A 12,642-nucleotide genomic window follows, 5' to 3' on the forward strand; every position below is an offset into this window, starting at 1 on the left:
CCGTTTTTCTATTAATACTTTAGTCCTACACTGGCATCAGAATCGGGATTAATTTAGAAAGAAAGAGTGGAGGGTTTCTATGAAACTAGCAGGCGCTATGACGCTTAGACAGAAGCTGATCGCCGGTTTGTCGGCTATGGTGGTCTTGTTTATGGGCGTTGCGTTATTTAACGTAAACCAGATGCACCGGATCAAAAGCCAATTGGGCGTTCAAAACGAGAAGGTGGAGCTCAAGCTGATGGCACTTGAATTGAAGGAAATGGTCCAGGAGCTCAATATTATCGCCTCCGGCTTGGAAATCTCGAAGAACCCGGACTATATCCCCAAATATAATGAAAAAAGAAAGCTCTACGATCAAATGGTCCAGCGCATCGGTGAAACAGCCGATACGGACGAGAAATCTGTGTGGCGGAGCAAGCTGATTCTGCTCACCGGCGAATATACGAATACGTTCGACGTGGCGGCCAAGGTCGTTCAGGATAAGTCCTTGACCAAAACGGACGTCGATAAAAATATGGAGTACCTGTATAACGAGTCGCAGCGGATTATGGGCGAAATTTTCACGTATGTCGATCATTTCTACGTCTCGTATGCCAACGATGCCGCCGCTGCCGTAACGGCGACGCAGGACGGGTTGGACCGAACCGTTGCCGTCATGATCACCGCGTTCGCCCTTGTGGCGGTATGCGTAACCGCGATCGGCGTCCTTGTCATCCGCTCGTTCACCGGACAGATCCGCCGGCTGCAGCATGCCGTAGGGCGAATCGCAGACGGAGACCTGCGGCACAAAATCGGAAGCCGCTCCCGCGACGAGCTCGGGCTGCTCAGCCAAAGCTTCGATCATATGGTCGATCAAGTGCGGGGCATGCTCCACAGCACGAAGCAGATCGCTTCCTCTTTAGCCGGGCATTCGCTTTCGTTCCGCGAATTCTCGGGGTCGACGGCGGCCGCCAATCAAGACATTTTACGTGCGATCCAAGACATCTCTACCGGAGCGGAGCAGCAAGCCCATTACTCGGAGCACAGCGCCTACCTCATCAACAGCTTGGCCGAGGAAATTCGTAAAATCAACGAATATACGGATACGATGCAGCGAAAAAGCCGCGAAGCCGCCTTCAATACCCACACCGGTTCCCGGTCGATGGAAGCGCTCAGGCAGTCGACTGACCGGTCGGGAGACGTGCTCCGGCAAGTGACCGCCGCAATGGAAACCTTGTCGCAAAGCTCGGCGCAAATCGGCAAAATCGTCGGCACGATTGCGGAAATCGCCACGCAGACCAACGTGCTGGCGCTCAATGCGTCCATCGAAGCGGCGCGGGCCGGAGAACACGGCAAAGGCTTCTCCGTCATCGCGGAGGAAGTCCGCCAGCTCTCGTCGCAAACGGCCGAATCGTCCAAAAGGATCGGACTGATCGTCAAGTCGCTGCTGATCCAAATGAGCGAGATGGAAGCCTCGTTCGAGGAAGCCCGCCGCTCGTTTGACGAGCAGAACGGGAAGATGGACGAGAGCATGGAAGCGTTCAGCTCGATTCGGTCTTCGATGGACGAGCTGTCCGGCCACATCGGCCAAATTCACGAGCTGATCACCGATGCGCAGGAGAAAAACGGCCAGCTCGTCGATGCCGTGCAGCACGTTGCCGCCATCGCCCAGGAATCCGCGGCGGGTGTGGAGGAGGTCAATTCTTCGTCGCACCAGCAGGATACGGCCATTCGGCACATTGCTTCGCAGGCGGACGACATGCTTTCGCTATCGCGGCGGCTGTTCGAGGAAATCGACAAGTTCAAGATGGATGATAGCGAAGCGGAGGAAGCTGGGAAAGCCGAGATCCCCGTATCGCCGGAGATGGACGAAAGCCGAGTGCAGAAGAAAGAGGAGCGCGAGGTAATCCTCGAGGCTAAGAGTGCGGGACAAGCCGTGGCTGAGACCGCAGCGGCACCTGCCGTGTCGGCTTACGCTGGGACGCAAGCCGCGCCTCAAGAGCAGGCAGATCATAAGGATAACGAAGCCGTCAGCCGGGAAGAAGAGGAAAAGAAGCTCCAGCCGGTTTGATGCCAAGAAGTCAGCAGGCATACGAAAAGCCCCGGTTTTCGCATCCAATGCGAAGCCGGGGCTTTTCGTTTAATCGAAATAGATGGCTTTGCCGGTGCGGGAAGACTCGTAGATCGCTTCGAGAATTTCCGACACGACGCAGGCCTGCTCCGGCGTAACGACAGGATCGATATCCTTGTCGATCGCTTCCAGCCACAAGCGGGCTTCGAGATCGGCCGGGCTTTCGCCGTTGCCTTCGTAAAAATCGACGCCTTTGGCATCCAACTGGATTTCGTTCATGAACAGGCGGCTGTGCTTCTCGCCGTTGATGCGCAAGCCGTCCCACATGTCGGCACCGCCCTCGGTGCCGCACAGCGTCGTTTTGGCTTCGCCGGTTTGCAGCAGGTTGATCGCCCAGCTCGATTCGAGTACGATCGTCGCCCCGTTCTGCATCGTAATCATACCGAATGCGGAATCCTCGACCGTGAATTTCTCCGGGTCCCAAGAGCCCCAAGCGTTGGCAGCGTTTGCTTTCTTCGACAGCTTATGAAAGGCGGTCCCGAGTACAGCCTTCGGCTTATAATTGTCCATCATCCACAGCGTCAAATCGAGTGCATGCGTCCCGATATCGATCAACGGGCCTCCGCCTTGCTTCTCTTCATCCAGAAAGACGCCCCAGGTCGGAACGGCACGGCGGCGGATCGCGTGCGCTTTAGCGTAATAAATGTCGCCGAGCTCGCCTTCCTCGCAAACCTTTTTCAAATATTGGCTGTCCGCGCGGAAACGGTTTTGATAGCCGATCGTCAGCTTTTTGCCGGTCCGCTTCGCCGCTTCCACCATACGTCTGGCGTCCGCTGCGGTTTTCGCCATCGGCTTCTCGCACATCACGTGCTTGCCGGATTCCAGAGCGTCGATCGTAATGTCGGCGTGGGAATCGTTCGGCGTACAAATATGAACGAGATCGAGCGTCGTATCGCCCAGCAGCTGCTTATAATCCGAATACACTTTCGCTCCCGGCGCGCCGAACTTGCTTGCGGCCTCGTGCGCCCGCTCTTCGACAATATCGCAAAATGCGACCATTTCAGCGTTGGGTTGATTTTTCAGCGCAGGCATATGCTTGCCGTTGGCAATTCCCCCGCAGCCGATAATTCCAATTCGATATACTTTAGACATGAAGACGGCGCCTCCTTCGTCAATCACAGTTTGGTTCGTAATCCCAAGCCTTAGTATAGACAAGTCGCGGCCAAAAAGATATTTCGGAATTGGCGTTCATTATATGCAATTGTGTCATCGCTGCGTTCGTTATGTATCGGACTTCTCATTCGGCCGAAACCAATATGCGCACTCTGCGCTCGGTACGTGCTGCTTCCAGCAGCGCATCCATAACCCGCGCTTGTCGGAGCGCTTCTTCGGCTCCGTCGTTGTCTTCCGAATGCCCCTGCTTCCGAAGCAGCACCGCATCCGCGAAGCTCTCCGCCTGCAAGCGAAACGGCGTGAGCCGGTCGGTGCCCCATTCCTCCCACCGGTTGTCGAGCCGACAGCGAATCCGCAGCTCCTCCGCGGTCACGTCGAGCTCAACCTGCAGCTTCCCCTTTGTCCCCCATAGCTCGAAGCTGGCTCCATGAGGCAGATCCAGCGCCGCATCCAGTTGGGCCGTACGCCCCTCGGCAAAATAAAGCGTACCCGCGAACCGCCGGTCCACGCCATGAAGAGGATGCAGGTCCAGAGCCGCATCTGAGGCTATCGGCTCCTCCTGTGTGAAGTACCGCGCCCAAGCGACCGGATAACAGCCGATGTCGTACAGCGCGCCTCCGCCCCAGTCTTTGCGCCAACGGCTGCTGGACTCGTAGGCCACGAACGAAAAGCGCCCGTAAAAACGGGCCCATTGCCCGATCGCGCCTTCTCCGATCCAATCGCGCATCTGCTCGAATCCGGGGTAGTATTTCCAGACAAAAGCTTCCCGGACCAGCACGTTATGCTTTTGGGCCGCATCGGCAATCGCTTTGGCCTCGCTCCCGTTCAAAGCAAACGGCTTTTCCAGCAACACGTGCTTTCCGGCTTCGCACGCTTTCACCGCCCATGCTTTATGCAGATGATTGAGTAAAGCGATATACACCGCATCAATTTCGGGATCGCGCAATAGGGCCTCGTAGCTCTCGTAATGCCGGGGCACACCGAAGCGCCCGGCAGCGGAACGCCCGTTCTCTTCCGTTCTTCCGGCTACTCCGTACCACATTCCGTTTGTCGCTTTGTTTAACGCCATACCGGCTTTGCCTATAATACGTCCCGTCCCCAGGACTCCCCATTTGATTCGATCTGACATCGATTGCCCCGTCCTTTCGACCTATTTCCCGGGAAATGGATATTGGTCGCCACTATTCGACCCAAGGAATTCCGCTTAGGCAAAAGAAAAGGAGGCCGCGATATCTGCTGCCTCCTCCCTGCTGTATAAGCTATGCTTTTTTACCTGCCGAAGTGACCAGCTTGTAGCCGACGCCGCGAATCGATTCGATCTGCACCGACTGCTGGTTCATTTCCAGCTTTTTGCGAAGGGAACTGACGTGCACGTCCACCGTCCGCTGACCGCCGATATAGTCGAAGCCCCAGACGATGTTCATCAGGTCGTCTCGCGTCACGACGACGCCCGGCCGCTGCACGAGATACAGCAGCACTTCGAACTCCTTCGGACGAAGCGGAATCGACTCGCCGCCGAGCAGCACCTCGTATTTTTCCGGATAAATATACAGGTCGCCCGCAGTGATGACCTTCTCCCCGCTTCCGGGCTTATCCAGCAGGCCGTCATCGGCCGTCGTCCGACGCAGCACGGCGGATACCCGAGCCAACAGCTCCGCTACGCCGAACGGCTTCGTAATATAGTCGTCGGCTCCGTATTTGAGCCCCTGTACCACTTCTTCCTCGGCATTGCGGGCGGTCAGGATGATGACCGGCGTTTTGTTTCCTTTTTGCCGGAGCTTGGACAAAATCTCAAAGCCGTTCATCCCGGGAAGCATAATGTCCAGAACGATGAGATCGAACTGATGCTGCAGCGCTGCCTGCAATCCGTCGCTTCCGTGATCGACCACTTTGGTTTCGTAGCCTTCTTGCGTAAGATTATAAGACAACAGCCTCGCTAGCGTAGGCTCGTCCTCAATAACCAAAATTTTTTGCGGCATGTTACTCCCCCGGGCATTTATTCTATATCTAAAGCTTAACATAGCCTATATTTATTGACAAACGGTAAATGGGTTTTTGGCTCAAATTGCCTGCGCTCAGTGAATCATCGGCATATCGATCTCGAACTTCGTGCCGACGCCGACCTCGCTTTCCACCCGGATCGTGCCCTTGTGCAGCTCCACCAGATGCTTGACGATGGACAACCCGAGTCCCGTGCCCCCGGAGCTGCGGGAACGCGCCTTGTCCACCCGGTAAAACCGCTCGAAGATGCGCGGCAGATCCTTCTTCGGAATGCCGATCCCCGTATCCGCAATCGTGAACCGGACCTTGTCGTCCGCCGCCTCTGACGTTCCGCCGAGCAGCTGCTCGACCTTCACTTTCACTTTGCCGCCCTCCGGCGTATAGTTGATCCCGTTGGAGAGCAGGTTGATCAAAATTTGCCGCAGCCGGTCCTCGTCCGCTTCCATATAAATGTCTTCGGGCACCTGCATATCCAGCTCGATCGATTTCTTCGCCGCCTCCGTCCGCATTACGTTGACGCAATGACCGACGAACGTTTCCAGATGCACCGGCGAGAACTGGAGCGGAATGCGCTTCGATTCGATTTTGGACAGCTCCAGAATGTCCCCGATTAACCGATTGAGCCGCTCGCTCTCGTCGAAGATAATCTGGAGAAACGATCGCGCCGTTTCCTTGTCGTTCAGCGCTCCGGCCAGCAGCGTTTCGGCGAAGCCTTTGACCGCGGCAATCGGCGTCTTCAGCTCGTGGGACACGTTGGCGACGAATTCGCTACGCATCCGCTCCAACCGCCGAACGGCGGTGATATCGTGCAGCACGATGAGAAGCCCGGTCCATTCCTGGCTCGAATCCGAGATCGGACTCAGGTTAATCTCCAGAATTCGCTCGCTGGGGTAGTAGAAAATCATTTCGTCCCGGATATGCTCACGCACGTCGATACATTCCTGGATCATCTGGGTGAACTCGAACTGCTGTTTAGCCTGATCGAATTTTTTCCCTAAGAGCTCTTGCGCGGAAAAGCCGAGAATGTCTTCGGCCGAACGGTTCAGAAGCACGATCTTGCCTTCCCGGTCGATCATCATGACGCCGCTGATCATGTTCTCCAGCACGCTCTTGAGCCGGTTCTCGTCCTCCAGAATGCGGTTCATCTGCAGCTGCAAACTGTCCGCCATCCGGTTGATAGCATGGCCGAGCTGCCCGATCTCGTCTTTTTTGTTGAGCCGGACGCGGTACTTGTAATTCATGTCCGTAATCTGCTGCGCGACGCTCGTGATCAGCTCGATCGGCCGCGTAATGCCGTAGGCGACGCGGTAGCTGATCAGACCGGCCAGCAGGAACACCGCCAACAGCCCGCCGAGCAGAACGTACCATACTTTGCGGATCGACTGCTCAACCTCCGCCAGACTCATCGCAAGCCGCAGATAGCCATCGGTCTTGTCGCCCATCTGCACCGGAATCGCGACGTAGAGCATGTTTTGACCGATCGTGCTGCTGTAGCGCTTCGCGTAGCCGACTTTCCCCGAGCTTGCCGCAGCTTCGATCTCTTCGCGGTGCAGGTGATTCTCCATCTCCGCCGGATTGGAGTCCGAATCGGCCAATACCTTGCCGTCTCCGCGGATATACGTGACCCGGGCATCGGCAAACTGCTTCAGCCGGGCGGCGCGCTCCGAGAACTCCTTCATCAGCTCCGGCTCCGATCCCCGGTGGCTCCAATCCATCGTCGAGAGGATGATTCGCAGCTCCCGCTCCATATTCGTTTTGAGCGAGTCGATATACGATTGCTGCAGCATTTGGGCCATAAACAAACCGGCCATCAGCACGGAAGCGCCGATCAAAGCGATAAAAATCAAGGTCAACCGGGCGCGGAACATCTTCATAAGGTGCGTTTTCCCTCCAAGCAAGCTGCGCGGGCGCCAAAGTCCCGACAAACGTTTTTACTCAATATCGTACTTGTTCGGCCGGCGGAGCGCCAGTTAATTTTGTGTAAAGGGAGGAGCGCCAATATTTTTTCATCAACCAATGATTGAGCGTAGCCATCGGCTGTTGGATCAAAATCGACAGAACGACGGGCACCGCGGTCAACGGCTCGAAATAAGCGAGCGCCAGCACCAGCCCGAGCGAAATGTTGCGCATACCGGACGAATACGTAATGGCAATGACAAGTTCGGGCTTGCGCAGCCACACCGAGCCTGCGAAGCCGATCAGATACGACAGGATCACCAGCAGCACGACCAGCGGAATCACAACGATCATATCGCTCTTCATCTGCACCACATACGGCTCGATCGCCGCCGCATTGATCATGACCACGACGGCCAGCGCCAGCTTGGAGGTTGGGCCGCAGACGGGAGCCGACCAGCTCTTGAAGCGCTGCCTGGACAGTTCGTTCACGAGCACGCCGAGGATCGTCGGTACCACGATGATTTTGACCAGATCCAGCATCACCTTCGTATGGTCGAACGCGATCGCCTCGCCGAAGAACAGCTCCACCGCGGCCGGAATGACGAACGGGCTGAGGGCCGAATCGATCACGATCATGGCCAGAGCGAGCGGCACATGGCCCTTGGATAGTCCAACCCAGATGACGGACGATACCCCGAGCGGGATGATCGCGAACAGGACGAACCCGACCACATAAGGCGATTCCGCGCCGAAGGCGGTCCGGCCGATCGCATAACCGAGCGCCGGCGCCACGACATGCGACAGCACGAACGTCAGCGCCATCGGCAGCGGCATCTGGAACGCTTCACGGATTTGGCCAAAACTGCAGCCGGTTGCCATGACGAAGGTCAAATAGGCGAACAACAGCGGCACCGCCGCCGTCCAGCTATTCATATAATGAGACAAAAGAAACCCCAGTATCAACGATACCGGGACAATGACGGACAAATATTTTTCTATCCAGGCGTTCAGCCTGATACCGAATGATCCCATGACCGGGCCTTACACGAAGACCGGTTCTTTGAACTGGGCCAGCTTCTCGCGCGACTCCTGCTCGACGTCGGCGTGCAGGCTGTTTCCGTGAGAATCCATAGTAACGATGGCTGCAAAGCCTTCGGTTTGGAGATGCCACATCGCTTCCGGAATGCCGAATTCCATGAAGTCGACGCCTTCCACTTTCTTAAAGCATTCCGCATAGTATTGGGCCGCGCCGCCGATGGCGTTCAGGTACACCGCGCCGTGCTCCTGCAGCGCTTTGAGCGTTTTGGCGCCCATGCCGCCTTTGCCGATGACCGCGCGAATGCCGAACTTCTTAATAATATCACCTTGGTAAGGCTCCTCGCGGATGCTGGTCGTTGGGCCTGCCGCTTTCACGATCCAGTTTCCTTCTGCATCCTTGGCCATAACCGGTCCGCAGTGATAAATTACCGCGCCGCTCAGATCCACCGGAGAATCGTGATCCATCAAATATTTGTGCAGCGCATCGCGGCCCGTATGCATCGGTCCGTTGATGATTACGACGTCGCCCACGCGAAGCTGGCGGATCTGCTCCTCGGAGATCGGCGTTTGCAGCACGACTTCACGGCGCTCGCCCGACTCGGACGCGGCGGCCGGCTCGTCCTTCTGCATCGGCAGCTCTTCGCCCTTGCGGTATGCCCACTTCGTGATCGCGCCCGTTGCCGGATCAAGCAGCACGCCTTGCCGGCGGAACGCCCAGCAGTTGTACGCAACGGAGACAAAGAAGCTGGCCGGCAGCCGGTTCATGACGCCGACCTTGCAGCCGAGCAGCGTCACTTGACCGCCGAAGCCCATCGTTCCGATGCCCAGCTTGTTGGCGTTGTCCATAATGTAGTCTTCCAGCTTGCGGAGCTCATCGTTCGGATTGACGTCGTCCGCCGCCCGGAACAGCTGGTGCTTCGCCAGCTCGTAGCCGGTCGTCCGGTCGCCGCCGATGCCTACGCCGATGAACCCGGCGCTACAGCCTTGGCCTTGCGCTTGATAGACCGCATGCATGATGCATTTGCGGATGCCGTCGAGGTCGCGGCCCGCTTTGCCGAGGCCTTCGAGCTCGGTCGGCAGGCTGTATTGAATGTTCTTATTTTCACAGCCGCCGCCCTTGAGGATCAGCTTCGCTTCGATTTCATTCCGTTCCCACTGTTCAAAGTGGATGACCGGGGTGCCCGGACCGATGTTGTCCCCACTGTTCGCGCCGGTCAGCGAATCGACGGAGTTCGTCCGCAGCTTGCTGTCCTTCGTCGCTTGGGCGACGGCGGCAATGATCTGCTTCTTCATCTCGATCTGGTTCGCGCCGACCGGACAATGTACGATAAACGTCGGCATTCCCGTATCCTGACAAATCGGCGACACGTTGCACTCCGCCATCCGAATGTTGTCTGCAATCGTAGACAGCGAAAGCGCCGAACGCGTTCCTGCATCTTCGCGGGCACGGGCGGCTTGAATCGCTTCCCGGACGTCGGCCGGAAGGTTCGTGGACGTTTCGACGATCAATTGGTAGATGCTCTCTTGAAAATGCTGCATGATGGCAAAAGACTCCTTTCGTTTTCGCAAAAACGTTACTTGATAACATGGAAACGCATAAATCTATAATAGCATATTCGGACGGGGACCAACACCGCGTTTTTGCGCGATTCCGAAGGGAGGAAAAGCCCGGTTCAAGGGGATGGCTTTACAAAACATTATTTTTTCATAAAAGCGCTTTCTTGAAGGAAATGAAGGCAGGTTTGTCGAATGATGTAGAAAAATCGAATAGGTCCATTTAACCACGTCCGAAGGAGTTAAGAACTATCATGAGAAAGCTGCTCCTCCAAGCGGTCCTTCTGGCCTTCCTTGGCCTCGGCCTCATCTTCCAGCCGCTGAGTGCGGCCAAAAGCACCGTCCTTTATAAAGATCAGGTCGCCGTGATCATCTACCACCACATCGACGACGACGCCAAGAGCGGCGGGACGATCACCGCACAGCTTCTCAAGGATCAGCTGACCTATCTCAAAAGCAAAGGGTACCAGTTCATCACGCTGAAGCAATTCAAGGCGTACATGGAAGGAGCGCCGGTTCCGAACAACGCGGTGCTGGTAACGTTCGACGACGGGTACGAAAGCTTCTATGTCAACGCCTATCCCCTCTTGAAGCAGATGCGCGTCCCCGCGGTCAATTTCGTCATCACGGGCGATTTGGAAAATCCGCTCGCCAGCTATATTCCGTCCATGTCGCGGGACGATATTATGGAAATGACGAGCGATACCAACTTCACCGATTTTCAATGCCACAGCCATCATTTTCATTACAAGCTGCCGGGCGGCGGAGCTGCATTGGTCAGCCGGCTGGTGAAAGACGGCGTCAAGGAAACGGAGGAGCAGTACAAGCAGCGGGTCGTCAGCGATACGAAAGCTTGCGTCGGCGCGTTAAGCGAGCTGTATACGGAGCCGGTCGATTCATACGCTTACCCCTTCGGCATATATGACAAGCCGGCAATGGAGCATATCCGGCAGGGCGGCATCAAATACGCGTTCACCGTCGTCCCGGAGATGGCTACCCGCGAGGTGGACCGGATGCAAATTCCGCGGATCGACGCCGGCAACAGTGGAGTATCGCCGGAGCGGCTGCATCAAGCGATCCTGCGGCGCGTCGTCACCCCGATGCCGCCGACGAGCGAAGTGCCGCTGGCCGAGACGGTCGGCGCAATCGGAGGCAAGGTTGCGCAATCCCATGACGGCACCGTGCAGATCGGCTTCGGAGCGCATAACTGGAGCGGCGCGGCAGGCAGCACAAAGCTAACCGCGCCGGACGGCCGGACGCTGGCGCTTCACAAGCCACTGACATGGAAAAACAATAAAATCTTCATCAGTCTGAAAGATTTAGAACAGGCGGTCGGGGGACAAATCGTGTATAATCCAAATGTACAAAGCTTCGCCTTGCGCCAAACGATCGATACGAAGCCTTGACCGGATCGCGCATGAAGCCGAAGCTGAATTCATAATTTAGGATGATGATGGATGGAAAGTCATTTTTTAGCTTACTTGTACCGGCTGCGGTATATCGAACGCTGGAGCCTCATGCGGAACGTGCTGAAGGAAAATGTCGCCGAGCACTCGTTTCACGTCTCGATTCTGACTCATGTACTGTGCACGATCGCCAACGAGGTGTACGGCAAGCAGGTGCCGACGGAACGCGCCGTCAGCATGGCGTTGTTCCACGACGCGACGGAGGTTTTTACGGGAGACATTCCGACGCCGGTGAAGCACCACAATCCGAAGATTCTTTCCAACTTCCGCGAGATCGAGCAGCTTGCCGCCGAGCGTCTGGTGGACATGGTTCCGGAGCCGCTGCGAAAAGTGTATGATCCGCTGATCGTTGCGAAAAAGGATGCCGACCCCGAGCTGAAAAAATACGTCAAGGGCGCCGATCTTCTGGACGCCTATCTCAAATGCGTGTCCGAGCTGTCTGCGGGCAACCGTGAATTCGCCATGGCGAAGAAGCAGATCGAGCAATCGATTGAGGAGATGAACATGCCCGAGCTGGACTATTTCCTGCAGCACCTGGCCCCGAGCCTGGAGAAGACGCTCGACGAACTATAGTCCGAACGAAAAGAGCAGTCCGACGCGATGAATGAACCCGCGCCGGACTGCTTTTCTATTATCTTTCGTTCCTTTCCTGTCATAACAAGCGGCCGCAGCCCGTAGTATAGTAAAGACAAGTAGCCGGGGGCCGTTTCCTTAGTCAAACAGGGAGTTGCATGCAATCATCAGAAGGATAACGCCGCTGATCAGCGTGCCGAATTGTCCTAAGGTGAAGGACCCGATGCGGACTCCCGCCACTTTCCGGCCGATCACGACGCCGATCCAGATCGTAATGAAGCTTCCTTGCGCAGCCGTGAGCGAGATGGCAAGCGGCGACAAGCCCATCAGCCCTGCGCTAAGACCGTTCGTGACGGCATTCGCCGAAAGCGCGATGCCTAGAACAACCGATTCGCCGACCCCGATGGAGCCGGATTTATCCTTGTCGGCTTTTTCGGGATGCTGCAGGAGATCTTTTAACGAAGAGGCGTCGGACTGGTCCTCTTTTTCCTCGGGAGGCGTTGATTGTTTTCGCGGGATGGCCAACAAAACGATGCGCAGCCCGATGACCATCATGATGAAGGCACTGATCAATACAGGAAGAATTCCCGGAAGCACCTCCGAAAGCCACTGTCCGAATAAAATCCCCGATTCGCTGAACGTAAAACAAATCATGGCGATGATCAAATTCGATAATACGCCGACGCGGATTCGCCGGATCCCATAGGATATACCTGCACCCAAATTATCCAGACTCGACGAGACGGCAAAGCCTACGATAAGCAACCAAGTCATGTTGTTTCACTCCTTTTTACTTTATATTGGCATCATATTGAGGATTCGGTAAAAATGTGCCTATCCGTCTCAACACTGTTGAGATTTTTTCAACATGCTGGCTCAACACAAGCA

10 protein-coding genes are annotated in these 12,642 nt (G+C 56.2%); 3 read left to right on the forward strand and 7 right to left on the reverse strand.

Annotation, left to right across the window (positions count from 1 at the left end; all coding sequences use genetic code 11):
- The first annotated feature begins 79 nt into the window (after window positions 1-79).
- On the forward strand, window positions 80-2,050 hold the full coding sequence (locus tag PEL01S_RS01285; protein ID WP_127458965.1) for a methyl-accepting chemotaxis protein: 1,971 nt from the start codon (window positions 80-82) through the stop codon (window positions 2,048-2,050).
- A gap of 69 nt (window positions 2,051-2,119) precedes the next feature.
- Here PEL01S_RS01285 and PEL01S_RS01290 read toward each other — a convergent pair whose 3' ends face one another.
- The 6 genes from PEL01S_RS01290 to PEL01S_RS01315 all read right to left on the reverse strand — a co-directional run bounded on the left by PEL01S_RS01290 (window position 2,120) and on the right by PEL01S_RS01315 (window position 9,700).
- Window positions 2,120-3,202 carry a Gfo/Idh/MocA family protein gene (locus PEL01S_RS01290; protein WP_127458966.1) on the reverse strand — a complete coding sequence of 361 codons (1,083 nt, stop codon included), beginning with the start codon at window positions 3,200-3,202 and terminating at the stop codon, window positions 2,120-2,122.
- Between the two features lie 145 nt (window positions 3,203-3,347).
- On the reverse strand, window positions 3,348-4,352 hold the full coding sequence (locus PEL01S_RS01295) for a Gfo/Idh/MocA family protein (protein WP_127458967.1): 1,005 nt from the start codon (window positions 4,350-4,352) through the stop codon (window positions 3,348-3,350).
- 130 nt (window positions 4,353-4,482) lie between these two features.
- Window positions 4,483-5,202 carry a response regulator transcription factor gene (locus tag PEL01S_RS01300; RefSeq protein ID WP_108533243.1) on the reverse strand — a complete coding sequence of 240 codons (720 nt, stop codon included), beginning with the start codon at window positions 5,200-5,202 and terminating at the stop codon, window positions 4,483-4,485.
- Between the two features lie 96 nt (window positions 5,203-5,298).
- Window positions 5,299-7,098 (reverse strand): two-component system histidine kinase PnpS, encoded by a 1,800-nt coding sequence (gene pnpS, locus PEL01S_RS01305; protein WP_127458968.1) that lies wholly within the window; start codon window positions 7,096-7,098, stop codon window positions 5,299-5,301.
- Between the two features lie 61 nt (window positions 7,099-7,159).
- On the reverse strand, window positions 7,160-8,155 hold the full coding sequence (locus tag PEL01S_RS01310; RefSeq protein ID WP_174806882.1) for a bile acid:sodium symporter family protein: 996 nt from the start codon (window positions 8,153-8,155) through the stop codon (window positions 7,160-7,162).
- A gap of 9 nt (window positions 8,156-8,164) precedes the next feature.
- Window positions 8,165-9,700, reverse strand: a complete 1,536-nt coding sequence (locus PEL01S_RS01315) for a fumarate hydratase (RefSeq protein WP_127458969.1) — start codon at window positions 9,698-9,700, stop codon at window positions 8,165-8,167.
- 269 nt (window positions 9,701-9,969) lie between these two features.
- Between PEL01S_RS01315 and PEL01S_RS01320 the strand changes: the two genes are divergently transcribed.
- Both PEL01S_RS01320 and yfbR read left to right on the forward strand, forming a co-directional pair.
- Window positions 9,970-11,121, forward strand: a complete 1,152-nt coding sequence (locus PEL01S_RS01320; RefSeq protein ID WP_127458970.1) for a polysaccharide deacetylase family protein — start codon at window positions 9,970-9,972, stop codon at window positions 11,119-11,121.
- 51 nt (window positions 11,122-11,172) lie between these two features.
- Window positions 11,173-11,754 (forward strand): 5'-deoxynucleotidase, encoded by a 582-nt coding sequence (gene yfbR, locus PEL01S_RS01325; protein ID WP_063182123.1) that lies wholly within the window; start codon window positions 11,173-11,175, stop codon window positions 11,752-11,754.
- A gap of 138 nt (window positions 11,755-11,892) precedes the next feature.
- Here yfbR and ytaF read toward each other — a convergent pair whose 3' ends face one another.
- Window positions 11,893-12,528: a sporulation membrane protein YtaF gene (ytaF, locus tag PEL01S_RS01330; protein WP_108533248.1), complete on the reverse strand. Its 636-nt coding sequence runs from the start codon at window positions 12,526-12,528 to the stop codon at window positions 11,893-11,895.
- Between the last annotated feature and the right edge of the window lie 114 nt (window positions 12,529-12,642).

This window comes from Paenibacillus elgii NBRC 100335, assembly GCF_004000865.1.
In the GTDB taxonomy this organism is placed as follows: Bacteria; Bacillota; Bacilli; order Paenibacillales; family NBRC-103111; genus Paenibacillus_G; species Paenibacillus_G elgii.